Annotated in this window: 21 protein-coding genes; 15 read left to right on the plus strand and 6 right to left on the minus strand. The window is 70.8% G+C overall.

Annotated elements, in window-relative coordinates; genetic code table 11:
• Positions 1-182: 182 nt before the first annotated feature.
• Both QP090_RS21555 and QP090_RS21560 read left to right on the plus strand, forming a co-directional pair.
• Positions 183-1,088, plus strand: a complete 906-nt coding sequence (locus tag QP090_RS21555; RefSeq protein ID WP_285940927.1) for a ferredoxin family protein — start codon at positions 183-185, stop codon at positions 1,086-1,088.
• Between the two features lie 198 nt (positions 1,089-1,286).
• A complete protein-coding gene (locus QP090_RS21560; protein ID WP_021600082.1) occupies positions 1,287-1,583 on the plus strand; it encodes a WhiB family transcriptional regulator in 297 nt (98 codons plus the stop codon).
• A gap of 217 nt (positions 1,584-1,800) precedes the next feature.
• On the opposite strand, the gene QP090_RS21565 is transcribed toward QP090_RS21560, so the two are convergent.
• From QP090_RS21565 to QP090_RS21580, 4 genes are all read right to left on the minus strand, one after another.
• Positions 1,801-2,460, minus strand: a complete 660-nt coding sequence (locus QP090_RS21565; RefSeq protein ID WP_285940928.1) for a dienelactone hydrolase family protein — start codon at positions 2,458-2,460, stop codon at positions 1,801-1,803.
• Positions 2,457-3,188, minus strand: a complete 732-nt coding sequence (locus QP090_RS21570) for a phosphoribosyltransferase (RefSeq protein WP_285940929.1) — start codon at positions 3,186-3,188, stop codon at positions 2,457-2,459. The genes QP090_RS21565 and QP090_RS21570 overlap by 4 nt, the downstream gene beginning before the upstream one ends.
• Before the next feature lie 75 nt (positions 3,189-3,263).
• Positions 3,264-4,229 carry a phosphotriesterase family protein gene (locus tag QP090_RS21575; protein ID WP_285940930.1) on the minus strand — a complete coding sequence of 322 codons (966 nt, stop codon included), beginning with the start codon at positions 4,227-4,229 and terminating at the stop codon, positions 3,264-3,266.
• 39 nt (positions 4,230-4,268) lie between these two features.
• Positions 4,269-5,435, minus strand: coding sequence for a YihY/virulence factor BrkB family protein (locus tag QP090_RS21580; RefSeq protein WP_285940931.1), 1,167 nt, complete (start codon positions 5,433-5,435; stop codon positions 4,269-4,271).
• Between the two features lie 752 nt (positions 5,436-6,187).
• Between QP090_RS21580 and QP090_RS21585 the strand changes: the two genes are divergently transcribed.
• The 5 genes from QP090_RS21585 to QP090_RS21605 all read left to right on the plus strand — a co-directional run bounded on the left by QP090_RS21585 (position 6,188) and on the right by QP090_RS21605 (position 10,005).
• Positions 6,188-7,840 carry a nitrite/sulfite reductase gene (locus QP090_RS21585; RefSeq protein WP_285940932.1) on the plus strand — a complete coding sequence of 551 codons (1,653 nt, stop codon included), beginning with the start codon at positions 6,188-6,190 and terminating at the stop codon, positions 7,838-7,840.
• 9 nt (positions 7,841-7,849) lie between these two features.
• The gene (locus QP090_RS21590; protein ID WP_285940933.1) at positions 7,850-8,014 is read left to right on the plus strand and encodes an Insertion element protein; all 165 of its coding nucleotides are present in this window, start codon (positions 7,850-7,852) and stop codon (positions 8,012-8,014) included.
• Entirely contained in the window at positions 8,011-8,721 is a 711-nt protein-coding gene (locus QP090_RS21595) for a phosphoadenylyl-sulfate reductase (RefSeq protein WP_285940934.1), read from the plus strand. The genes QP090_RS21590 and QP090_RS21595 overlap by 4 nt, the downstream gene beginning before the upstream one ends.
• Positions 8,718-9,488, plus strand: coding sequence for a sirohydrochlorin chelatase (locus tag QP090_RS21600; protein ID WP_285940935.1), 771 nt, complete (start codon positions 8,718-8,720; stop codon positions 9,486-9,488). The genes QP090_RS21595 and QP090_RS21600 overlap by 4 nt, the downstream gene beginning before the upstream one ends.
• A 265-nt stretch (positions 9,489-9,753) precedes the next feature.
• Positions 9,754-10,005 carry a DoxX-related protein gene (locus QP090_RS21605; protein ID WP_285940936.1) on the plus strand — a complete coding sequence of 84 codons (252 nt, stop codon included), beginning with the start codon at positions 9,754-9,756 and terminating at the stop codon, positions 10,003-10,005.
• Positions 10,006-10,053: 48 nt separating this feature from the next.
• On the opposite strand, the gene QP090_RS21610 is transcribed toward QP090_RS21605, so the two are convergent.
• The gene (locus tag QP090_RS21610) at positions 10,054-10,863 is read right to left on the minus strand and encodes a DUF1707 SHOCT-like domain-containing protein (RefSeq protein ID WP_285940937.1); all 810 of its coding nucleotides are present in this window, start codon (positions 10,861-10,863) and stop codon (positions 10,054-10,056) included.
• A 173-nt stretch (positions 10,864-11,036) separates the two neighbouring features.
• Between QP090_RS21610 and QP090_RS21615 the strand changes: the two genes are divergently transcribed.
• Complete coding sequence (locus QP090_RS21615; RefSeq protein ID WP_285940938.1) at positions 11,037-12,665, plus strand: acyl-CoA dehydrogenase family protein; 1,629 nt, start codon at positions 11,037-11,039, stop codon at positions 12,663-12,665.
• Between the two features lie 113 nt (positions 12,666-12,778).
• On the opposite strand, the gene QP090_RS21620 is transcribed toward QP090_RS21615, so the two are convergent.
• Positions 12,779-13,408 carry a LysE family transporter gene (locus QP090_RS21620; protein WP_285940939.1) on the minus strand — a complete coding sequence of 210 codons (630 nt, stop codon included), beginning with the start codon at positions 13,406-13,408 and terminating at the stop codon, positions 12,779-12,781.
• A 1,053-nt stretch (positions 13,409-14,461) separates the two neighbouring features.
• Between QP090_RS21620 and QP090_RS21625 the strand changes: the two genes are divergently transcribed.
• The 7 genes from QP090_RS21625 to QP090_RS21655 all read left to right on the plus strand — a co-directional run bounded on the left by QP090_RS21625 (position 14,462) and on the right by QP090_RS21655 (position 23,293).
• A complete protein-coding gene (locus QP090_RS21625) occupies positions 14,462-15,445 on the plus strand; it encodes an L-histidine N(alpha)-methyltransferase (protein ID WP_285940940.1) in 984 nt (327 codons plus the stop codon).
• A 101-nt stretch (positions 15,446-15,546) separates the two neighbouring features.
• A complete protein-coding gene (locus QP090_RS21630; RefSeq protein WP_285940941.1) occupies positions 15,547-16,497 on the plus strand; it encodes an EamA family transporter in 951 nt (316 codons plus the stop codon).
• A 173-nt stretch (positions 16,498-16,670) separates the two neighbouring features.
• Positions 16,671-17,825 (plus strand): sulfotransferase family protein, encoded by a 1,155-nt coding sequence (locus QP090_RS21635; RefSeq protein ID WP_285940942.1) that lies wholly within the window; start codon positions 16,671-16,673, stop codon positions 17,823-17,825.
• A 17-nt stretch (positions 17,826-17,842) separates the two neighbouring features.
• Positions 17,843-19,075: an ABC transporter substrate-binding protein gene (locus QP090_RS21640; RefSeq protein WP_285940943.1), complete on the plus strand. Its 1,233-nt coding sequence runs from the start codon at positions 17,843-17,845 to the stop codon at positions 19,073-19,075.
• Entirely contained in the window at positions 19,075-20,712 is a 1,638-nt protein-coding gene (locus QP090_RS21645) for a thiamine pyrophosphate-dependent enzyme (protein ID WP_285940944.1), read from the plus strand. The genes QP090_RS21640 and QP090_RS21645 overlap by 1 nt, the downstream gene beginning before the upstream one ends.
• A 53-nt stretch (positions 20,713-20,765) precedes the next feature.
• Complete coding sequence (locus QP090_RS21650; protein WP_285940945.1) at positions 20,766-22,139, plus strand: pyridoxal-phosphate dependent enzyme; 1,374 nt, start codon at positions 20,766-20,768, stop codon at positions 22,137-22,139.
• Positions 22,139-23,293 carry a Rossmann-fold NAD(P)-binding domain-containing protein gene (locus tag QP090_RS21655; protein ID WP_285940946.1) on the plus strand — a complete coding sequence of 385 codons (1,155 nt, stop codon included), beginning with the start codon at positions 22,139-22,141 and terminating at the stop codon, positions 23,291-23,293. Before QP090_RS21650 ends, QP090_RS21655 begins: the two co-directional genes overlap by 1 nt.
• Positions 23,294-23,298: the final 5 nt, after the last annotated feature.

Below are 23,298 nucleotides of genomic sequence, written 5' to 3' on the forward strand. Positions count from 1 at the left end.
CTTTTTGTTCCGTTCGGCCGGAAGTCAGCACCGTGCCCGCGCCGCCGATTCGCAGCCCGGCGGCCGGTGCCGCGTCCGCCTCGTCCGCCGCGCAGGTATGAGGTGTGTCACTTGCACTGGGCCGGGGTAGGTGAATTAGGTTACCCTAACCTAATTCACAGTGAGCCAATCGGGGGACTCTGTTGACGCGCGGTAAGGGCTGCGACCACTGCCCGGGGAGCCACACGGGCGAGCGGCCCGCGCTGGCGAGCGCGACGGCCAAGGCGCGGGGCTGGCTACTGCTCGAGCACCCCGGCCCCTGGCCCGAGCGCGTCGAGCAGCTCATCGGGCCCGGTCCGATGGCCGAGACCGTGCGCGCCGCGCTCGCCGAAGGCGTCCGGCCGCAGCTCATCCGGCGCACAGGGCGCCGCAGGGCCATCCCTCCCCTCCAGGTGTACGCGGGCTTCTCCCAGGGCGGGAACGTGTGGATGGAGGGCCGCGAGCTCGCCGACCCGGCCGAGCTGGCGGGGCTCGACCTCGCCGCCGTCGCGGCGGGGCGGCGGCCCGGCTTCGGCGAACCGGTGACCGAGCCCGTCTTCCTGGTCTGCACGCACGGGCGCCGCAACGTCTGCTGCGCCCGAACGGGCGCGCCACTGGCCCGGGGCCTCGCCGAGCGATTCGGCGACCTCGTCTGGGAGACCACCCACGTGGGCGGCGACCGCTACGCGGCCAACATGGTGTGCCTCCCCCACGGGATCTACTACGGCGACCTCGGCCTGGCCGCCGCGCTGGACGCCGCAGGCGGCTACCTGCGCGGCGAAGTGGCCCTCGCGCACCTGCGCGGGAGGGCCGGGGTCCCCGAGCCGGCACAGGCGGCGGAGCACTTCGTCCGCGCGCACACCGGCCTCCTCGGTGTGGACGCGGTGACCGCCCGGTCGGTCACCGGAACGTCCCCGTACGAGGCGGTCGTGCTAGCCCAAAATGCTCGATTCCGGGTCGTCTTCGAGAGAGTCACTCAGGACGATCCCTGCGGCACGGAGTGTCAAGAGAACCTCGGAACCTACATTGTTAGGGAGCTCACCCTTCTCAACGAGGCAGCCCTCGTGTAATCTCACTGAGGCCCCATTCGAGGGCTTCCTGTCGCGTGACCCCAGGTTCCCGGAGCACCGGGCGGGGAACAGAGCGGCAACTCCAGACGTTGGACCAATCGGCGCTTCTGACGCACGTCGCACCTGACGCACGTCTTTGAAGCACGTCGGGCGTCCATGTCCGAAATTGCTCAGTAAACCAATCAAGGTGGGTGTTCCATGGCTCAGGTACGTCGGCAGGCAAACCTCCCTCGTCCCAGCTGGGGCTGGCAGGACGCCGCGGCGTGCCGGGGGGAAGACCTCGTGCTCTTCTTCGGTCCCGACGGCGAGCGCCAGCCCGAACGTGAGATCCGCGAGCGCAAGGCGAAGCAGATCTGCATGGGTTGTCCCGTCCGCACGGAGTGCCTGGACTACGCGGTGTCCAGGCCCGAGAAGTACGGCACGTGGGGCGGTCTGAACGAAGACGAGCGCGCGTCCGAGCGCCGTCGCCGGATGCGTCGCGCGAACGCCGCCTAGCCGACCGGGCGAGACTGTTCGAACGCTCCCATCGCGCACCCCGGCACGCCACCAGAAAACGTAACGGCCCCGCAGCAGCGGGGCCGTTTTCGTTTGGCCCGGCCCCGATGATCATCGAGACCCGCGCCCGTCCGTGTCACAGATCGATCACGACAGTTCCATGCCATTGCCGGAAGAACACGCAAGGCCATTACCGCAACGGCCGAGAGAATGCGGGTCAATCACACAGATTCGCGGTGAACCATTTCGCCGCGAGCCGGGACACCTCGGTGAGCGCACCCGGCTCCTCGAACAGGTGCCCGGCGCACGGGACCACCTTCAGCCCGTGCCCGCGCGCCGCGTCCATCCGGTCCAGCGCGTGCTCGTTGAGCGACAGCACCTCCAGGTCCCGGCCGCCGACGATCAGCAGCGTCGGCGCGCGCACCCGCCCGAGCGCGGCGGGCGCGGTCAGGTCGGGGCGCCCGCCCCGGGACACCACGGCCCCCACGTCGTCCGGCCGCTCCGCCGCGGTGGTCAGCGCCGCCGCCGCGCCCGTGCTCGCGCCGAACAGGCCCACCGGGCGGTCCGCGGCGGCGGAGACACCCGCCTCCGACCGCGTCCACCGCACCGCGTCGCCGAGCCGCCGGGCGAGCAGGGCGACGTCGAACCGCAGGCGGGCGGTGTGCCGGTCGATCTCGTCCTCCGCGGGCGTCAGGAGGTCGAACAGGAGGCTCCCGAGCCCATGCGGGACCAGCGCGGCGGCCACCTCCCGGTTCCGCGGGCTGTGCCGCCCGCTGCCGCTGCCGTGCGCGAACACCACGACCCCGCGCGCGCCGTCCGGCACGGTCAGCTCGCCTTCCAGGCGCACGCCGCCCGCGGGCACCAGCACGCCGGTCACGGCGCCGTCCCCCGCTGCTCCGCGGCCCGGTCCAGCGCGGCGACGACGTCGGCGTCGGTGAGCTGCCGGAAGTCCACGAACCACTGGCCCACCGCCTGGAAGTCGGACGGCGCGGCCAGCACCACCACGGTGTCGGCCTCGGCCTCCATGTCCCGGACGGTGCCCGCCGCGCCCACCGGCACCGCCAGGACCAGCCGGGCCGGGCCGCCGGCGCGGACGGCGCGCAGCGCGGCGCGGGCGGTGCCGCCGGTGGCGAGGCCGTCGTCCACCACGATCACGGGCCGTCCGGCCAGGCCGGGCAGCGGGCGGTCGCCCCGGTAGGCGCGGACGCGGCGGTCCAGCTCGGCGCGTTCGGCGGCGAGGGTGCCGGCCAGGTCGTCCTCCCCGAGCCCGAGCCGCCGCAGCAGCCCGGCGTCGAAGACGGGGCCGCCGCCCTCGGCCACCGCGCCCACCCCCAGCTCGGGCTGCGGCGGATAGCCGATCTTGCGGGTCACCAGCACGTCCAGCGGCGCGTCCAGCCGCCGCGCGACCTCGTACCCGACCGGCACGCCGCCGCGGGGCAGCGCGAGGACCACCGGGTCGTCCAGGCCGAGCGGCACCAGCCGCCCGGCGAGCACGCGGCCCGCCTCGGCCCGGTCGGTGAACGGCAGCCGGACGGGACGTGCCTCCGTGCCGGACCCCGTCTCGGACTCTGCGGCGGACTCCGCGCTCGCGGGTCTCCTGGGCATCAGCGCCACCCCCTGCCCATGCCCCTACCCAGTTCGGGCGGTATCCGCCCGTCCCACCTTTTGTCGGGACGTCCGTCAGGCGGAGCGGGCTCCGGCGGTGAGCCACCGGACGGGGTTGTCGCACAGGATCCCGTTCAGGGTGGCGTCGTCGGCGCCGGCCGCGCGCATCGCGGGCAGGAAGACGTCGAAGAGGTAGCCGTAGCCGCTGCCGCCGTACCGGGCGATCTGCGTCATCCGGGAGACGCCGGTGCTCAGCAGGACGCGCTCGGCGTGCCCGGCCTCCAGCAGGTCCATGACGGCGCGCACGCGGGCGCCGAGGGCCTCGGGATCGTCGCCGGCCAGCCCGAGGGTGCCGAACGAGACGTACGCGCCGGACTCGGCCGCCTTGCGGTGCGCGCCGGGGTCGTCGACCTGGTCCTGCTGGCCGACCGAGATCCGCTCGGGCGCGAGCCCGGCGGTGGTGAGGATGTCGAGCTGGGCCATGCCGGCGCGGCCGTAGGTCGCCACCGAGAGGCCGGAGTAGCGGGCGGCGTGGGCCGCGGCGCGCAGGCAGCGCTCCTCGGCCTCGGTCGGCGCCTCGCCCCAGGTGCCGATCTCGCCGATCACGCCGGGCAGGGAGTTGGTGCCGTCCAGGCCGAAGCCGATCTCGGCGAGCAGCCGCTCGGCGATCTGCTCGTGGCCCGCGCCGGCCACGAAGGCGGGGTGGAACGGCTCGGTGAACACGCCCGTCCCCGCGACCACCGCGACCCGGGCGCCGGCGCTGATCCGGGCGAGCGCGGCGGCGTTGCGGCCCATCCCCGAGCAGCCGAGGTCGACGACCAGCCCGAGCCCGTGCTCGGCGCGCAGCCCGGCCAGCTCGGCGGTGACGGCCTTCTCCTCGTCCAGCCAGCGGCGCGGGTCGGAGTCGACCAGCGCGGGCCGCTCGGGCCAGCGCAGGTCGAGCCGGAGGTGCTCGTGCGCCAGCACCGGGCCGGTGACGGCGGACGTCGCGATCGTGCCGGTGACGGTACGGAGCCTGCCGGTCTCCTCACGGGGGGTCATGCAACGCGAGGTTACGACATGTTTGGCCTTTTCAGACCCCTATTCGGGGCAATCTTTACCTTTTGCCACCCGGTCCGATCGGGACGCCCCCGGCGATGTTCCCGACGGCCCCCCGGACGCCGTCGCCCGCCTCTCGGGCGCCTCCGCCCCCTCCGGCACGTCAGGCGCCCTCGACACCCCTGGCGGAGCGGGCGGGGGCGGGCCCTCCCGGGCATTGCGGGCGTCTTCGCGGGCCTCCCGGGCGTCGCGGACGGCGCGGGCCCGCGCGGTGTTGGCGCCCGGCCACATCCGATCGATCTCGGCGTTCAGCGCCGCGCCGATCAGCACCGCCAGCGCCGCGACGTACAGCCAGGCCAGGATCGCGATCGAGGCCGACAGCGACCCGTACACCGACACGCCGCTGAGCGAGCCGGTCAGGTAGAGCCGGAGCGCGATGCTGCCGACGATCCAGATGAGCAGCGCGACGACGGCGCCGGGAACCGTGCGCCACCAGGCCGTCCGCACGGGAACGCTCATGTGGTAGAGCGTCGCGAGGAAGACCACCGACAGCGTCACCACGACCGGCCAGTAGAAGAGCTGGACGAACCCGGCGCTCTCGGGCAGCGCCTGCCGCACCAGCGCGGGCCCGGCCACCAGCAGCGGGATGACGACCAGCATCACCAGCAGGCCGACGAGGTAGAGGAAGAACGCGCGCAGCCGGGTGCGGATCACGCCGCGGATGCCCGACAGCCCGTAGGAGATGGTGATGGTGTCGACGTAGACGTTGGTCGCCCGCGACCCGGCCCACAGCGAGATCAGGAAGCTGAGCGACACGATGTCCGGGCTGCCGCCCTTGATCACGTCGTCGATCAGCGGGATCACCACCGAGTCGACCGCGGGGCCGGTCAGCACGGTCTGCGCCTGCTCGATCACCCAGGTGCGGACCTCGGCGACGGTGTCGGCGCCGAGCGCGCCGCGGAAGTGGCCCATCGTGCCGATCAGCCCGATGACCAGCGGCGGCAGCGACAGCAGGGCGAAGAACGCGGCCTCGGCGGCCAGCCCGGTGACCCGGTGGCGGAACGCCGCGACGACGGTCCCGCGGATCAGCGCCCAGCCGACCCTGCGGGCCTTGCGGGCGCGCGGGTGCCCCCCGGCGTCCGGTCTCTTCGCGTCCGCGCCCTCGGCCGGAGCGCCTGTGACGCCGGCGGCATCGGAGACGGTGGTCACACCGCCCCACCGTAGGGCGTCGGGCGCCCGTACCACGCCCCATCGCCCATCCCGGTGATCCGCGTCGCCCGCGGCGGGCGGCTCACCGCCGTCCTCCGGCCCGCGTCCAGCGGATGCCGATCGCCCCCCGACCCGGTCATGACTCGCCCCATTGTGCCGACATACCCGCTTTGACGGTTCACAACGGCCACCCGCCCATGATCATCAGTGATTCGGAGTCCGGACCCGGCCCGGACGCATGCTTCGGCGCTCATCGGTGACAATGGAAGCATGATCTGCGGGTCGTGCCGGGAGCGCCACCACGGCGAGTGCCGTGGCGGATCGTGGTGCGACTGCCAGCACCAGGCCGCCCCGCGGAGCCCCGATCCGGGCGGCGGGCCCGGCGGCGAGGCCCCGGGCGGTCCCCAGGCGGCGCCGCGACCTGCGGAGCCGCGGGTGAACTGGAAGCGGCAGGGATGACTCTTCTCACCCGTCCGCATGCCGGACGGAACTGGACAGTCGATGAGATCGCGTGTCAGAGTTCACGTATGACCGCTGTGGACCCGCTGCTGGTGATGCGCCGGCACGTTGACTTCCTCCGCGTCCGCAGCGCGATCTGTCTGTGACGCCCCGACCACGCCCCTCCGCTTAACGCGGGCGCGTGGCGCATCGGCGTCACCTTTGACACCCTCCTGCTCAGTGCCGAGCCGGCTGTTCGAGACTGCCGGTGCGTTACGCGTCCCCGCCATCCAGATCCGGTTAGGACGCGCACCGTGCCACCTGCGACCAAGAGCAAGCGGGGCGAGGGCCAGTGGGCCCTCGGCTACCGCGAACCGCTCAACAAGAACGAAGAGAACAAGAAGAACGATGACGGCCTGAACGTCCGCCAGCGCATCATCGACGTCTACTCCAAGACCGGCTTCGACTCGATCGACCCCGCCGACCTGCGCGGCCGGTTCCGCTGGTTCGGGCTCTACACCCAGCGCAAGCCCGGCATCGACGGCGGCAAGACGGGGTCGCTGCCGGACGAGGAGCTCGACGACCGCTACTTCATGCTGCGGGTGCGGATCGACGGCGGCCAGCTCGACGGGCCGCAGCTGCGCGCGATCTCCGATATCGCCGTCCGGTACGCGCGCGGCACCGCCGACATCACCGACCGGCAGAACATCCAGCTGCACTGGATCCGGATCGAGGACGTCCCGGCGATCTGGGCGAGGCTGGAGTCGGTCGGGCTGTCCACCATGGAGGCGTGCGGCGACACCCCGCGGGTGATCATCGGCTGTCCGCTGGCCGGGATCGCGCAGGACGAGGTGATCGACGCGACCCCGCAGATCCGCGAGACCCACGACCGCTACATCGGGACGCCCGAGTTCTCCAACCTGCCGCGCAAGTTCAAGACGGCGATGTCGGGCTGCACCGCGCACTGCACCGTCCACGAGATCAACGACGTGGCCTTCGTCGGCGTGCTGGACGAGAACGGCCAGGCGGGCTACCAGGCGTTCGTCGGCGGCGGGCTGTCCACCAACCCGATGTTCGCCAAGAGCCTCGGCGTGTTCATCCGGCCCGAGCAGGCCCACGAGGTCTGGAAGGGCGTCATCTCGATCTTCCGGGACTACGGCTACCGGCGGCTGCGGCACCGGGCCCGGATCAAGTTCCTGATGAACGACTGGGGCCCGGAGAAGTTCCGCGAGGTGCTGGAGCGCGACTACCTCGGGTACGCGCTGCCCGACGGTCCCGAGCCCGCCGCCCCGCTCCCCCGCCGCGACCACGTGGGGATCCACCCGCAGAACGACGGCCTGTTCTACGTCGGCTTCGCGCCGCGCGTCGGCCGCGTGAACGGCGAACTGCTCGGCGTGATCGGCGATCTGGCCCAGCGCTACGGGTCGGGCCGGGTCCGCACCACCGCCGAGCAGAAGATGGTCGTCCTCGACGTGCCCGCCGAGCACACCGAGGCGCTCGCGGACGCGCTGGCCGAGCACGACCTCCAGGTCCGCCCGTCCACCTTCCGCCGCCAGACCATGGCGTGCACCGGCATCGAGTACTGCAAGCTGGCGATCGTCGAGACCAAGCAGCGCGCGATGGACCTGATGGACGAGCTGGAGAAGCGGCTGCCCGACTTCGACCAGCCGCTGACCGTCAACGTCAACGGCTGCCCGAACGCGTGCGCGCGCATCCAGGTCGCCGACATCGGGCTCAAGGGCCAGCTCGTGGTGGACGAGAACGGCGACCAGGTGGAGGGCTTCCAGATCCACCTCGGCGGCCGGCTCGGCACCACGTTCGGCAAGAAGGTCCGCGGGCTCAAGACCACCTCGGCGGGCCTGACCGACTACGTCGAGCGGGTCGTGCGCAACTTCGACGCCCAGCGCGCCGAGGGCGAGACCTTCGCCGAGTGGGCGCAGCGCGCCGACGACGCCGATCTGAAGTAGGGCAGCCGGATGAGCGAACGTGCCGCGCCGTTCTACTGCCCCTACTGCGGTGAGGAGCACCTCGAGCCGCGCGAGGAGGCGGGGGCGTGGTTCTGCCATGACTGCGTCCGCTCCTTCTCGCTGAAGTTCCTCGGTGTTGGAGCGCCCCGGACGCACAAGGAGGATCCCCGATGACCCTGCTGGAGACCGACCGGCCCACCCTCGACCTCGAGGACATCGTCGAATCGGCCGCGCACGCGCTGGAGGGGGCCTCCACGCTGGAGGTCATCCGCTGGGCGTCGGCCACGTTCGGCGACCGGCTCTGCCTGACGTCCTCGATGTCGGACGCCGCGCTGATCCACCTGGTGTCCAAGGTGAAGCCCGGCATCGACGTGCTGTTCGTCGACACCGGCTACCACTTCGCCGAGACCATCGGGACGCGGGACGCGGTGGAGGCCGTCTACCCGGTCAACGTGATCAACGTGACGCCGACCCGCACCGTGGCCGAGCAGGAGGCCGCGCTCGGCCCGCGGCTGAACGGCCGCAACCCGGACCTGTGCTGCCATCTGCGCAAGGTGGAGCCGCTCGGCCGGGCGCTGGAGGGGTACATGGCGTGGTTCAGCGGGATCCGCCGCGACGAGACGGCCAGCCGGCGCGACCGCCGGGTGGTCGAGTGGGACGCCCGGCGCGGGATGGTCAAGGTCAACCCGATCCTGGACTGGTCCCAGGACGACATGGACAACTACATGGCCGACAACGGGGTGCTGGTCAACCCGCTGCACCACGACGGCTACCCGTCGATCGGGTGCGAGCCGTGCACGCAGCCGGTCGCGGCCGGCGCGGACCCGCGCAGCGGGCGCTGGGCGGGGTCGGGCAAGACCGAGTGCGGCATCCACCTGTGATCACGCCGCTGGTCGGGGTGGCGCACGGGAGCAGGGACCCGCGCGCCGCCGCGACCGTCACCGAGCTGCTCGCCGCGGTGCGGGCGCGGCGGCCGGACGTGCCGGTGCTGGCCTCGTTCCTCGACCACGCGGCACCCGCGCCGGACCGGGTGCTGGACGGCCTCGCGCGCGGCGGGGCGGAGCGGGCGGTGGTGCTGCCGCTGCTGCTCACCGCCGCCTACCACAGCAAGACCGACATCCCGGGCGTGCTGGCGCGGGTCGGCCGCCGGCATCCCGGGCTCGGCCTGACGACGGCCGCCACGCTGGGTCCGCACCCGCTCCTGCTGGCCGCCCTCGAACGGCGGCTGGCGGAGGCGGGCGTCGCGGCGGGCGACCCCCGCACCGCGGTGGTGCTGGTCGCGGCCGGGTCCAGCGATCCTGCGGCCAACGCGACCATCGGGGGGCTGGCCCGGCGGTGGCGGTCCCGGGGCTGGTGGGGGGTGGTGCCGGCGTTCGCGTCCGCGACCCGCCCCACCCCGGCGGAGGCCGTCGCGGCACTGCGCGACGCGGGGGCGCCGCGCGTGGTGGTGGCGTCCTACTTCCTCGCGCCGGGCCATTTCGCCGACAAGGTGCGCGGGGAGGCGCTCGCGGCGGGCGCCGGCGCGGTGTCGCCCGTGCTCGGGGCGGCGCCGGAGCTGGCCGACCTGGTCCTGCACCGCTACGACGAGGCGCGGGCACCGGGCCGCGACCCGACCTGCACGCCGGCCGGGGCACTCGCCGCGCGCTGAGCGTCACGGCGCCCTGCGCCGGCGGGACGCGCCGCGGGCCGGCGGGACGCGCCGGCGGGACGGGGGCGGGGCGGTGATGTCGGTCACCTGCGGGCGGACGCCGGGGCGCCGCGATCAGCGGCTCGCGGTCCGCGCCCGGCCGCCGGGTCCGGGCGGACTATTGACGCAATGTCCAAAATCCGCATACCTTCCGGTACCCGGAGCGGCGACCTGGGCGACCGGTCGCCCCGTCCGCCGAACGCGTCCTCGAAAGGAACCCCCCACCATGGCCCTTCTCCGCACCGCCGGACTCGTCCTGGCCGCGACCGGCGCCGCGCACTTCGCCGCGCCGAAGGCGTTCGAGCCGGTCTCCCGGCTGCCGTTCCCGAACGACACCCGGGCGTGGATCAAACGCAACGGCGCCGCCGAGCTGGCCCTCGGCCTGGCCCTGACCGCCGACCGCACCCGCAAGGCCGGGCTGGCCGGCGTCGCGGCCTACACGCTGTGGCTCGGCGCCCGCACCGCCTACAACCGCTGAAACGGCCCGCGCGGGGCGCGTCCGGCGGACGGTCCCGCGCGCGGCGGCTCAGGCGTCGCGGTCCCTGCGGCCCTCCCACCAGGAGGACAGCGCGTTGCGCAGCGGGGCGTGGTGCTCGTCGTCGACGATCCGCACGTCGCCCATCACCGCGTGCGCGGCGACCCGGACCACCGGGATCCGCGACCCCGCCGGGGCCTCGCGCACCGAGACCCGGCGGTCGCCCATGAGCGTGTAGCCGGTCAGCTCCACGCTGACCCCGTCCGGGACGATGATCTTGATGTCGCCCATCACCGCGGTGGCGGACACCACCACCTCGCCGGTCGGGACCTGCGCGCCGCGCAGGTCCAGCTCGACGTCGCCCATCACCGACAGGGCCTCGAGCCGCTCGTCGATGCGGCCGACGATGCGCTCCTTGCAGTCGCCCATGATCGCGGTGAACCGGCGCTGCACCTGCGGCGGGGCCGGTTCGGCGCCCGGAGCGCCCATGCCGGGAAGGTCGGCGATGATGTGGTCGAGATCGCCGCGGGTCACCGCCCGGTAGGCCGACCCGGTCCGCTCGGTCAGCTCCTCGAAGGTCAGCCGCCCTTCCACCGAGGCGACCCGCAGCCGCTCGACCACGGCCTCGCGCTCGGCGTCGGAGGCGCGGACCGAGCCGCCGGGCACGGGGTCGGAGGCGCCGCCCGAGGACGGGACGGGGCCGGCCTTCGGCCGCTCCACCGGGACCGGGTCGACCGGGACGGGCTCGGCCGGGGCCGGCGGCGGACGGTCCGGCCGGAGGTCCTGCTGCCGGTCCGGATGGGGGTCCTGGGGGCGGACCGGTGAAGGCCGCCGTCCCGGCTGCGGGGTGGGCTGACTCATGGTTCCGAAAGTATGCCCCCACGGCCCCCGGGCAATCCGCCGCCAGAACGAGATCACCCCACATCTTCAGGAGGATGCCCGGCGAAATGCCTGGTATGCGAGCCCCTGTGGCATACCCGAACGAGGTTCTGTAGTCTGCTCGGCAGGACCGCGAAGCCAGAGGGAGCAGTGCCGTGCAGACCCATGAGGTGTTCAACCAGGTCCCCCCGCTCGCCGGATACGACACCGCCGACGAGGCCGTCCTGCTGGACGCGCTCGACCGCGAGGGCGCCGGATGGGCGGCGGACGAGGTGCACGAGCTCGGGCTGCTGGCGGGCGGCGAGGAGGCCCAGGAGCACGGCCGGCTCGCCAACGAGAACCCGCCGGCGCTGCGCACCCACGACCGCTACGGGCACCGGATCGACGAGGTCGAGTTCCACCCGTCCTGGCACGAGCTGATGCGGGTCGCCGTCACGCACGGCCTGCACGGCGCCCCGTGGGCCGACGCCCGCGAGGGCGCGCACGTCGCGCGGGCCGCCAAGTTCTACGCCTGGCGCGTCGACGCCGGGCACGGCTGCCCCATCTCGATGACCTACGCCGCCGTCCCCGCGCTGCGGCAGGCGCCGGACCTCGCCGCCCAGTACGAGCCGCTCCTCGCCCGTCCCGAGTACGACTACGGACTGCGCGCGCCGCTCACCAAGACCGCGCTGCTGGCCGGCATGTCGATGACCGAGAAGCAGGGCGGCTCGGACGTCCGCGCCAACACCACCGAGGCGACCCCCGCGCCGGACGGCACGTACCGCCTGGTCGGGCACAAGTGGTTCACCAGCGCGCCGATGTGCGACCTCTTCCTCACCCTCGCGCAGGCCCCCGGCGGGCTGACCTGCTTCCTGGTGCCGCGCGTCCGGCCGGACGGCACGCTCAACCCGCTGCGGCTGATACGCCTCAAGGACAAGCTCGGCAACCGGTCCAACGCCTCGTCCGAGATCGAGTACGAGCACGCGGTGGCGTGGCGCGTCGGCGACGAGGGACGCGGCGTCCGCACCATCATCGAGATGGTCAACATGACCCGGCTCGACTGCCTGATCGGCGCCGCGTCCGGGATGCGGCAGGGCGTCGTCACCGCCGCGCACCACGCCGCGCACCGCACCGCGTTCGGGGGCCGGCTGGCCGACCAGCCGCTGATGCGCAACGTCCTGGCCGACCTGGCGATCGAGTCCGAGGCCGCCACCGCCCTGATGATGCGGCTGGCCGGCGCCACCGACCGCTCGGTCCGGGGCGACGCGGCCGAGACCGCGTTCAAGCGGCTCGGCCTCGCGGCGGGCAAGTACTGGGTGTGCAAGCGGTGGCCGGCGCACACCGCCGAGGCCCTGGAATGCCTGGGCGGCAACGGCTACGTCGAGGAGTCGGGGATGCCGCGGCTGTTCCGCGAGTCCCCGCTCAACTCCATCTGGGAAGGCTCCGGCAACGTCGCCGCGCTCGATCTGCTGCGTGCGGCACTGCGCGAGCCGCAGACGCTGGAGGCGTTCTTCGACGAGGTCGACCTGTCCCAAGGGGCCGACCCGCGCCTGGACGCCGCCGTCAAGGAAGCCAAGGACAGTCTCGTCGACGCCGCGACGATCGAGTTCCGCGCCCGCCGCGTCGCCGAGCGCCTGGCCCTCACCCTCCAGGCATCCTTGCTGGTCAGGCACGGTCATCCGGCGGTCGCCGACGCCTTCTGCGCCACCCGTCTCGGTGGCGACTGGGGAGCCGCCTTCGGCACTCTGCCGCCGGGACTGGACCTCGCTCCGATCATCGACCGCGCCACACCGAAAGTCGGCTGAGTCTGCGCTCGAGACCAGCGTTCGACTTCTGCCGAGACGCCGCATCGGCCTGACCGCGACCGGTCCGAGCAAGATCGTTCGTCAAACCCGCCCTGTTCGGGATGGTGGTCGGTTCAACCGGTGACAGCGACGCTCACCGCAAGACCCGCGATGAGCAGGCTGGAGCATATGGCGGTGATGAAACGACCGTGGTGGCCGGTGAGGAATCGGCCCAGCACGGCACCCCCGCCGGCCAGCACGAGCTGCCAACTGGCGGAAGCCAGCACAATGGCGGCGACATAGGCGCAAGCCTGCCAGGGCGTCTGACTCTCCTGACCCTGCCGCCCCAAAACCAACGCAACAAAATATATGGCCGGCCAGGGGTTGAGTGCGGTGAGTCCAAAAAAGATGAGAAATGCACGGAACGGGCTCATGTCGGAGTCGTTGCTTTGCGTTTCCTCGCCTACGTCAGCCCGTGTCCTCGTCGCCTGGAGCGCGATACGAACGGCCATACCGATGAGGATCACCGCGGCCGCCCACCGCAGGGGGGTGGAGACCGGAGCGAGAGCGGATGCGGCGGCGCTGCCGCCGACCACCGCCACAACTGCGTACAAGGCATCGGCAGTGGCGGCGCCGATCGCCGCGGCTGCTCCGTTCCGGAACGAGGTCCTGGCGGTCATATTGATCATCAGGACGGCGACCGCACCGACCGGCACTGCCAGGCCGTAGCCGGCCCACAGTCCGGAGAGAATCGAGTCGATCATGCGACTGCGGAGGTCTCGACCGGGCTCTGGCAGTTGCACCGTGCAGGCTCCCACCCGACATTCCTGCAATGGGATGCGGCGGGGCGATCAGAGGCACGGCACGGAAGTTGTTCGTTCGTCACGCGGCCAGTCTCCGCGACAAATTCATTCGAGTCTATTGAAGAGAATTGAACAGTATCGTTCGGAGATCCCGCATGATTGACAACAGCTCGTCCGTCCCGGTCTCTCCCCCGGCCGGCCGGCGTCGGGCTCGCACAGCGCGACCCGGTTGGAGTCGGGGGCGCAGGGCCCGGTCGGCACGGTAACCAAGCGCAACTTCCCGGCGGTGAGGCCCTGCATCCCCTGGGCGATCCGCACCATGTCGCCGATGTCGAGGTCCTAGTCGGTGGTCAGTGACTTGGTGTCGGCCTCGGCCAGGGCGAGGAGGCGCTTGGGGTTGGTGAGGGTTCCGGCGCTGAGCACCTTGGCGGCCGGCCGTTACGCCACTCGCGGCGGATCCTGAGTTCATCGCGCCCCTTCAACCGGGGTGTCGCGACGTCCCCAAGAATCCGAGGTGTCCCGGCGACGCCGGGCGGCAGGCCGGCCATGGGCTCGACACCTGTTCGCCCTGGTCGGCCCCATGCACTTCTCGTGTGCACAGGCATGTACAGCTCGTGTACATGAGGCGCCACCTGCGTCTTTACCAGTTCCCGCAGGTCAGATCATATGCACATGTCAAGTACATGGGAATGACCTGGGGAAACGTCCGCTACGACCTCCACTGCCGTCTCCTAATGATCTTCAGATAGGAGTTTTCGCAGGTCGTCACCCGTGTCCTCGATATGACACAGGGCCGACCTGTGATCAATTACAAACTTGAATGCTCACGTCCGTAAGGCTCAGAGTCAAGATTGACATCACGATGCTCATGCATAACACTCCCCTTGACGGCACGCCAACAAGCGAGCGACGGAGGGTGACCCGCGGCATCACGACGTTGACATATGACGTTCACACTCGCGAGATCGACCACGCCATGTTCGTTCTTGCAAAATGAACTCTTGGATGGCTTTGATGGGCACAGTCAATGATCTAATCGATGTGCGAGTAGATGAAGCGGCGAGCGAGATTCGAGACCTGACAGCGGGCCTTTCAAAAGCCCCGCGCCGGATCCCGACCGTCTATGGGTATGACGAACGCGGATCGGAGCTGTATGCACAGATCTGCGATTTGGAAACCTATTATCCATACCGCGCCGAATGGGCGCTGCTGACACGCAATGTCGATGCAATCTGCGATCGTGCAAACGTCAAAGAAATAGTCGAACTGGGTTCCGGTACGGCGACGAAATCCGAACTGCTGTTGAAGCGGGCGTCCGCCATATCCCAAGTACCGCTGAGGTATGTACCGATCGACGTATCGGAAGAAATGCTGAGAAAGACCTCTGCTCGGCTTGCCGATTCCATTGATGGCCTCGAGATCCGGCCCATCGCCGGTGACTACCACAGCGGCCTGAGCGTCGTCGGGCAGCAGCCGAAGGCATCGCGATTGTTCTTGTTCATGGGCAGCTCGCTGGGGAACATGAGCGAGCAGAAACGACGCGAGTTGCTCGAAGACATCAAATCAGCGGGCCGGCCCGGCGATCTCATGGTGGTCGGTGTCGATTTCGATAAATCCCGATCGACACTGGAGACTGCGTACAACGATCCACCTGAATGCGATCTGTGGCACAATTTCTTGACCAATAGACTGACCTGTCTGAATCGTGCATTCGATGGTGACTTCAATCCGTCTATATTTAATAGCAGATTGACGTACAACACAGATGCCCGTCGCATGGAAGCGCAGATCTGGCCAAGGCTGGACATCAAATTCCACCTCGCCGATTTGAATTTGAGAGGGGTCATCAAGGCAGGTGAGCGGGTGATTGTCGATACGTCTCACAAGTTCAAACACGACGAGCTCAATGAACTATTGGATACGACCGGAATGCGCATCATGGATGCGTACGAAGAACCGACGGTGAAATACTCGCTGCTACTGGTGGAAATGATGTGATATTTGCTTGGGCATGTGGACAGGCACGCGTTGGTCCAAACGGTCTGCCGAGCACCGAAGTGACCGATGGTGTTGACTGAGAGATCGTGAGGAGCTTCTCGATGATCATCGGCACGCCGGCGAGCCGGCTCCCCGAACCCAGCGGCAGAATGGCGCGGCGCCGGGCCGGTGGGCGGATGGCCGTGGTGCCCCCTGATCGCACCGTGCTCCTGCTGCTCGCGCTCTATGCGTGCTGGGGCTCGGCGATTCCGGCGATGAAGCTGATGGTCGACACTGTGCCCCCGCTCGGCGGAGCGGCGGCGATCTTCTTGCTCGCCGGGGTCGTGTTCACCGGTGCCGCGCGTGGGCGTCCCAGGCCGACGCGTGTGCAACAGCGGCAACTGGCGATCGCCGGTGTACTGCTGCTGGTGGGCGGGCAGGGGCTCGCCACGGTGGCGCTGACCGCGGTGACCGCCAGCCTCGGGGCGATCCTCGCTGCGGCGATCCCGCTGTGGGTGGTACTCCTGGGCAGGTTGATCGGAACCCGTGTGTCGGTCGCGTCGCAGGTGCGCCTCGTGGCGGGGTTCGGCGGCATCGTGATCGTTGTACTGACGGCACCGGGCACCGCGATCGGCGGGGCACCGTGGGCGGTCGCGGCATTCTGCGTCGCGCCGATCCTGTGGGCCGCGGGGAGCCTGCTGACGGCGAACGCCGACCGGCCGGTCGATCGAGTGGTCGCCAGCGCGGTTCAGTTGCTCGCCGGTGGGACGGTGCTGCTGCTGGTCGCACTGTCGCTCGGTGAGTTCGATCCGACTCGGTGGTCGGACGTCAGTTGGACCTCGGCCGGGGCGGCGGTGTTTCTGCTCGTCTTCGACTCGCTCGTCGGCTTCCTGCTCTACACGCACCTCTTGGAGAGCGCGCCGGCGCCGCTGGTCAGTACCTACGCCTACGTCACACCGCTTGTCGGCGCCGTGATCGGCGCGACCGTGCTCGAGGAGTCGCTCTGGGCCGGCGCGTTCGTCGGAGGGGCCTTGGTGCTCGGCGCGGTCGCACTCGAGCTGCGCGGGCGATGAGGCCGGGACCGTCGCGGTGGGATCGCCCTGCTTCGCGGTAGAGAGCCGTTGCTGGCCAACGATTTCATATCTCGACTGACACATTTGGCCGATTTTCGTTATCCACCTATTTCGAACACCGATACGTACGACCGTCGCCATCGTCGCGTCTGATCGAAATCGGGAGAGTTCACATGGTCTCCACTGGGGGTATTTCAACCGAACAGTCCAATCTGAACACAGCCACAATGATACTGACCGCGCGCCGCGTCGCCGGCGACAACGAGACGGAGCTCTTCAACCTCGAAGCCCTGGAGCAACTTGTTCGCTCGCTTGATGGAGAAGCGCGGCTGACATCGGCGGGGCGCGTCCGGGCACAGCGGTCGCTGGTCCGATCGCTTGTCGAGCAACTGGAGACGAGCCATCGGATCGCCGAGCGCCCCGAGACGACGAACCGGCCGTTGCGGCCGATCATCATCACCGGGATGCTGCGTACCGGAACGACGTTCCTGCAACACTTACTCGCTCAGCATCCCCAACTCCGGGCGCCGGCGCTGTGGGAGATGATGGCCCCCGCTCGCCGCGATCCACCCGACGAACTGATCAGCCAGTGCGCGGCCTACATCGCGGAGTACGACCGGATCGCCCCGAAATTCAAGCACATTCACCCGCTGCGCGTGGATTTCCCCGAGGAATGCCATCGGCTGACCGGAAATACGTTCTGCGATCCGATTTTCGCGCTGCGGTACCACGTGCCCGGCTATACGAAATGGCTGGACCGGCAGTCCATGGCGCCGATTTACCGGTATCACCGCACGCAATTACAGGTTCTGCTGGACCGGATCCCCGGTGACCATGTTCTGCTCAAGGGGCCGTCGCACCTGTGGTACCTGGACGATCTGGCCGCGGTGTACCCGGACGCGCTGGTCGTCCGCATGCACCGCTCCCCCGCGGTCGCGGTGCCGAGCGTCTGCAGTCTGACCTCCGTCGTGCGCAGAGCCGGCGCGGACCCCGTGGACGACCACGAGATCGGCCGCTACTGGCTGGAACGGGTCACGCCGATGCTGGAGGGCCTGCGCCGGGGAGCGGGCCCGTTCGACCGGTCACCGCTGGACATCCGGTATGCCGATCTGGTCGCCGATCCCATGGCGGTGGTGGCGGAAATCTGTGCCACCGCTGGACTTTCGCTCACCGGTGCGGCGCGGCGGCGCATGAACGGCTACCTTTCCGCCGGCCACTCCCAAGGACGGCACGCCTATCGCGCGGAGCAGTTCGGGCTCCGATCCGGCCAACTGGCCGACCGTTTCTCCGATTACCTCGACGAGTTCGCCATTCCCCATGAAGCCTGAGGCCAAGGGAGCGAAAGATGCCGCAGAGTACTCATCTGGAACGTGCCCGAGCGCTGGTGCGCGACGTGAACGAGGACACGGGCTCCGACCCGGTCCGGATCGGCATCATCACGCCGCTGAGTGAACCGGGCGACAGTACGGCGGGCGAGCTGGTGGTCCGGGGCGCCTGCCTGGGGGCGGAATATGTGCGCGAGCACGGCGGTGCCCGCGACAACCGGGCGATCGAGCTGGTGCTCTACGACGATCAGGCGACGGCGGCGGAGGAGGGCATGTACCGCTCCGCCGCGGGGCAGATGGCCAAGCTCGCTCTCGTCGACGACGTGGTCGCGGTGATGGGGCAGTGGCATCTGCGGACGACCCCGTGGGTGGTCGACGTGGCGACGAAGTACAACGTCCCGATCTTCGTCGAGAACGGCTACAGCGAGATCACCGCGCAGAAGCGGCGTAACGTCTTCCGCTCGTACTTCAGCGTGGCGGACCGCGTGCCGCTGATGCTGGACTTCGCGGCCGAGCTGGGCATCCGCACGGTGGGAATGGTGTGCGCCGACACCGCGTTCGGCCTCCACACCGCGGACATCCTGGAACAGTACGGCCGTGCGCGGCACGGGATGGAGTTCCTGCGCCTCGACTACGAACAGGACGGTGCACCGGACTTCGGCGACCTGCTGGGAACGATCCGGGACTACCGGCCGGATCTGCTCATCAACGGCGGAGTGGTGCGGACCAACTACCAGATCATGCACGCCGCGGCGGACGCCGGCCTGCTTCCGGACACTCCGTTAATGGTCCCCTTCAGCTATCCGTTGCGGTCCAACGATTTCTGGCGGCTCGCCGGAACCGCGGGTGTCGGCGCGATGTGGCCCGCCATGCAGTATCGGCCGTCGTGGCCGGGGATGACCGAGATCGGACGCTGGTTCACCGATCGCTATCGCCAGCGGTACGGGGACTTCCCGCCGGACACGGCGTTGACTCATTTCACCGACGTCACCATCGTCGCCGCCGCCAGCCGAGCGGCGCGGTCCACCGACCGGGACGACATGATCGACGCGATGGAGGCGATGGAGTTCCCGACCTGGCGAGGCCCCATCCGGTACGAGCGCGGGCCGGCCCATTGGCACCATGCATCGCCCGATCTGGTGCTGCTGCAATATCAGAAGCAGGGGCAGGGATTCGACGAATCGGCGATCGTCTACCCGCCGGACAAGGCCACGGCGCAGTACGTTCCCGCGCGCTCGGCACGCGAACTCTGATGCCCGCGCCGGACCGGACGGTCGCGGGCACCATGGTGCAGAGCCTGCGGGCGCACCAGGTGGACCGGATCTTCTGCGTGGCCGGGGAGAGCTACCTGCCGCTGCTCGACGCGCTGTACGACTGCGAGATCGACGTGCTGGGATGCCGGCACGAGGGATCCGCCGGGTTCGCCGCGCTCGCCGATGCCAAGCTGACCGGCCGGGCGGGCGTGTGCCTGGTCAGCCGAGCCCCCGGCGCGGCCAACGCGGCGATCGCGGTGCACGCCGCAGCGGAGGACGCCACCCCGCTGGTGGTGCTGGTGGGTGATGTGCCCACCAGGGATCTGGGGCGCGAGTCGTTCCAGTCCGGCAGGCCACTGGACGACCTGGCCAAGGCGGTGTTGACGCTGTACGACCCCGCGGCCACCGGTGAGACCGTCCGGCGGGCGTTCCGGGTGGCCGAGTCGGCGACACCGGGGCCGGTGGTGGTGCACGTACCGGAGGACGTGTTCGACCGCGCCGGGGCCGACCGGCCGGCCGGCCGGGTCGCACTGGGACACACGGTCCCCGACGACCGGGACTTCGCCACGGTCCACGACCTGCTCACCGCGGCCCGCCGGCCGTTGCTGCTGGCCGGCTCGATGCTCGACACCGCGAGCGGCCGGACCCTGCTGCGGCAGATCGCGGAACGGCACGGCCTCCCGGTCGTCACCAGCAACAAGAACCAGCACCTGCTGGACAACCGCCACCGGTGCTACGCGGGCCACCTGCACAACTCCACGCAGCCGGAGCAGCTTGCCGAGTTCGACCGCGCCGACCTCGTCCTCGCGGTGGGCACCCGGCTGGGGCAGACCACGACGCGGCGGCTGCGCTTCCCGCGCGGGCCGGAACCGGACCAGGCGCTGGTGCACGTCTACCCGGATCCGGCCCGGATCGGCCGGTACCACCGGGTCACCGCCGGGTTCGCGATGGACCCGGTGGACTTTCTCGCCCGGCTGGCGGGCGCCGGCCCCCCGCACCGGCTGCCGGACGGCCGCGACCGGTGGCGCGATGAGCTGCACGCCATCGAGGAGGACAACGCCCGATGGGTCCCACCGGACTCCGACGCGGTGACGGTCGGCGAGATCGCCTCGGCGCTGGACGAGCTGACCGAGGGCGCCGTGACGGTGATCGTCGACTCCGGCACCTTCACCAGCTGGACCTACCGCTTCCTCCGGTTCGCCGAGAACGGCAGGCTGGTGGGGATCGACTCCAGCGCGATGGGGTTCGCCCCCGGCGCGGCGCTGGCCGTCGCCGCGCGCACCCGCGCGGTGCCCACCGTGGCGATCGTCGGCGACGGCGGTTTCGTCATGAACGGCGGCGAGCTCGCGACCGTGTGCGAGCGCCGCCTCCCGGTGGTGTTCGTCGTGTCCGACAACGCCTCGCTCGGCACCATCCGGCTGCACCAGCAGCAGCGCTACCCGGACCGCGGTATCGGCACCGACCTGGCGAACCCCGACTTCCCTCGACTGGCCGAGGCATACGGCGCACTCGGGCTCTCCGCGACCACGGCCACCGAGGTGCGCACCGGCCTGGCCAAGGCACTCGACCATCCGGGCCCGTCGCTCCTCGCGGTGCGCACCAGCCGCAGCCACCTGACCCCGTACCGACACCTGTGACCGTCGCCGGTGCCGGGAACCCGATCGTCCTGACCGGCGGAGAAAGGGCAGCGATGCGATTCCACGACTCCATGCTCGACCTGGTCGGCCAGACGCCGCTGGTGCGGCTGGCCGCCGTCGCAGACCGCTCCGGCCCGCTGGTGCTGGCCAAGCTGGAGCAGTTCAATCCCGGTGGTTCGGCCAAGGACCGGATCGCGGTCGGCATGGTCACGGCGGCCGAGCGCGACGGCAGCCTGCGCCCCGGTGGCACCATCGTCGAGCCGACGTCGGGCAACACCGGGATCGGACTGGCCCTTGTCGGCGCCCAACGCGGCTACCGGTGCGTGTTCACCTGTCCGGACAAGGTCTCGCCCAGCAAGATCGCCGCGCTGCGGGCCTACGGCGCCGAGGTGGTGGTCTGCCCGGCCGCCGTCCCGATGACCCATCCCCGCTTCTACCGCAACGTCGCCACCCGGATGGCCGCCGAGATCCCCGGAGCCCACTGCATCGACCAGTACAACAACCCGGCCAACCCGGCGGCGCACTACGCCGTCACCGGGCCGGAGATCTGGGAGCAGACCCAGGGACGGCTGACGCACTTCGTCGCCGGGCTGGGGACCGGCGGCACGGTCTCCGGCGTCGGCCGGTACCTGCACGAGGTGTCGGCGGGCGCGGTGCAGGTGATCGGGGTCGACCCGCAGGGATCGGCGTACAGCGGCGAGGAGGTGCGGCCGTACTACGTGGAGGGCGTCGGGCAGCCGGGCATTCCCGCCGCGTTCGATCCGGCCGTTCCGGACGGGATACTGACCGTCGGCGACGCCGAGTCCATCCGGGTGACCCGCCGCCTCGCCCGGGAGGAGGGCATCCTCACCGGCGGCTCCGGCGGAATGGCCGTCGCCGCGGCACTGCGGGTGGCCGAGCGCGCCGGGCCGGACGCGGTCATCGTCGTGCTGATCCCCGACTCCGGCCGGGGCTACCTCACCACGATCTTCGACGACGACTGGCTGGCCGGGCACGGTTTCACCGAGCCGGCCGATGGTGTGCCGGTAGCGGTCGCCGCCCGCCACGGCCTTCCGGTGCTGGCGCCGCAGGAGCGGCTCGCGACCGCGCTGCGGCGCATGCGGGACACGCGGACCGGCCACATGGCGGTCAGCGCGGCCACACCGCCGATCCGGCTGCCGGAGATCGTGGGATTCGCCGCCGAACACGACATCGCCGTACGGGTCGCGACCGGTCGGGCGCGGCTGGACGCACCGGTCGCCGAGCACCTGACCGCTCCGCTTCCCACGGTCGGCTGGGGCCAACGACTCGGCACCGCGGCGGCCCGCATCGCCGAGCACGGCGCGTGCGTGGTGCTGCGCGACGGGCTGCCCGTGGCGATTGTGACCGCCACGGACATGGCCGCCGCGCTCGAATCCGAGCACGAGACGACAGAGAGTTCGCTGTGATGACAGACCTGATCGAGTATGGCGACCCGGTCGACGGCACCCGGGGCTGGCTGGTCTACCGCGGCGCCCGGCATCGGCTCGCCGCGGGCGGATGCCGGGTGCAGTCCGGCCTGGACGCGGCCACCTTGGGCACGCTCGCCGACCGGATGGCGCTCAAGCAGCGGGTGCTCGGCATCAACGTGGCCGGAGCCAAGTGCGGACTGGACCTCGATCCCGGCGCGCCGGGCAAGAGCGGGGTGCTGGGTCGTTTCCTGGCGTTCCTCCGCGACGATCTGGCCACCCGCTACAGCATGGGGCCGGACATGGGCACCGGCTGGCTGGAGCTCAACCGGCACGCCGAGGCGATCGGGCTGCCGTCGATCAAGTACGCGATCAAGACCGCCCAGCGGCTCAGCGACGACGAGTTCGACCGACGGATGGCCGTGCTCGAGGCGCCCGTCCGCGGGGTCCCGGTCTCGGCCCGCCGCGCGGGGCACGCGCTGGCCCACGCCGGGATCGCCGCCGCCCGGTGCGGCGGCACGCTCACCGTCGCGCTCCAGGGATTCGGCAACCTCGGCCGAGGAGCCGCGGGCACGTTTCACGAAGACGGGGCCCGGGTGGTGGCGGTCGGCGACGAACACGGCACCGTGGCCGCCCCGGCCGGCGTGGACGTCCCGGCCATGCTCGGCTGCCCGCCGGGAACCCCGGTCCCGGCGATGCCGTCGGGCGGCCGTGCGGCCCGGTTGTTCACCGTGCCGGCCGATGTGCTGGTCCTCGCCGGCCCCGCCGACGCGATGACCACCGCGCAGGCGGCACAGGTCCCGGTCTCGACGGTCGTGGTGGGAGCGAACTGCGGCCTCGCCGAGAGCACCGAACAGGCCTTGGCGGCGCGGAACGTGCTGGTCGTCCCCGATTTCATCGGCGGAATCGGGGGATCCGCGTCGATGGAGGTGCTGTTCGGTCCGCGCGACTGTCCTGGCCCGCAGCAGGTGCTCGACGCGCTCGCCACCCTGATGAACGACCTCGTCGCCGACATCGTCGCGCAGGCGCGCCGCAGCGGTGTCAGTCCGCGCGCCGCCGCCTTGCGACTGGCCGCCGACAGCACCACCGACCCGGAATCCCCGCCGTACGGCAACTGCCCCTATCTCCCGTCGTTTCCGTCCACCGTCCGCTGACCCGG

This window comes from Actinomadura xylanilytica (assembly GCF_030283145.1).
GTDB classification, from domain to species: domain Bacteria; phylum Actinomycetota; class Actinomycetes; order Streptosporangiales; family Streptosporangiaceae; genus Spirillospora; species Spirillospora xylanilytica.

Excerpts from the sequence above, each read along its gene's own strand:
- QP090_RS21610 (WP_285940937.1), bottom strand. The coding sequence starts at position 10,863 with ATGAGTCAGCCCACCCCGCAGCCGGGACGGCGGCCTTCACCGGTCCGC.
- QP090_RS21570 (WP_285940929.1), bottom strand. The coding sequence starts at position 3,188 with ATGCCCAGGAGACCCGCGAGCGCGGAGTCCGCCGCAGAGTCCGAGACG.
- QP090_RS21595 (WP_285940934.1), top strand. The coding sequence starts at position 8,011 with ATGACCCTGCTGGAGACCGACCGGCCCACCCTCGACCTCGAGGACATC.
- QP090_RS21640 (WP_285940943.1), top strand. The coding sequence starts at position 17,843 with ATGCCGCAGAGTACTCATCTGGAACGTGCCCGAGCGCTGGTGCGCGAC.
- QP090_RS21645 (WP_285940944.1), top strand. The coding sequence starts at position 19,075 with ATGCCCGCGCCGGACCGGACGGTCGCGGGCACCATGGTGCAGAGCCTG.
- QP090_RS21650 (WP_285940945.1), top strand. The coding sequence starts at position 20,766 with ATGCGATTCCACGACTCCATGCTCGACCTGGTCGGCCAGACGCCGCTG.
- QP090_RS21620 (WP_285940939.1), bottom strand. The coding sequence starts at position 13,408 with ATGATCGACTCGATTCTCTCCGGACTGTGGGCCGGCTACGGCCTGGCA.
- QP090_RS21560 (WP_021600082.1), top strand. The coding sequence starts at position 1,287 with ATGGCTCAGGTACGTCGGCAGGCAAACCTCCCTCGTCCCAGCTGGGGC.
- QP090_RS21630 (WP_285940941.1), top strand. The coding sequence starts at position 15,547 with ATGATCATCGGCACGCCGGCGAGCCGGCTCCCCGAACCCAGCGGCAGA.
- QP090_RS21655 (WP_285940946.1), top strand. The coding sequence starts at position 22,139 with ATGACAGACCTGATCGAGTATGGCGACCCGGTCGACGGCACCCGGGGC.
- QP090_RS21605 (WP_285940936.1), top strand. The coding sequence starts at position 9,754 with ATGGCCCTTCTCCGCACCGCCGGACTCGTCCTGGCCGCGACCGGCGCC.
- QP090_RS21590 (WP_285940933.1), top strand. The coding sequence starts at position 7,850 with ATGAGCGAACGTGCCGCGCCGTTCTACTGCCCCTACTGCGGTGAGGAG.
- QP090_RS21625 (WP_285940940.1), top strand. The coding sequence starts at position 14,462 with ATGGGCACAGTCAATGATCTAATCGATGTGCGAGTAGATGAAGCGGCG.
- QP090_RS21575 (WP_285940930.1), bottom strand. The coding sequence starts at position 4,229 with ATGACCCCCCGTGAGGAGACCGGCAGGCTCCGTACCGTCACCGGCACG.
- QP090_RS21635 (WP_285940942.1), top strand. The coding sequence starts at position 16,671 with ATGGTCTCCACTGGGGGTATTTCAACCGAACAGTCCAATCTGAACACA.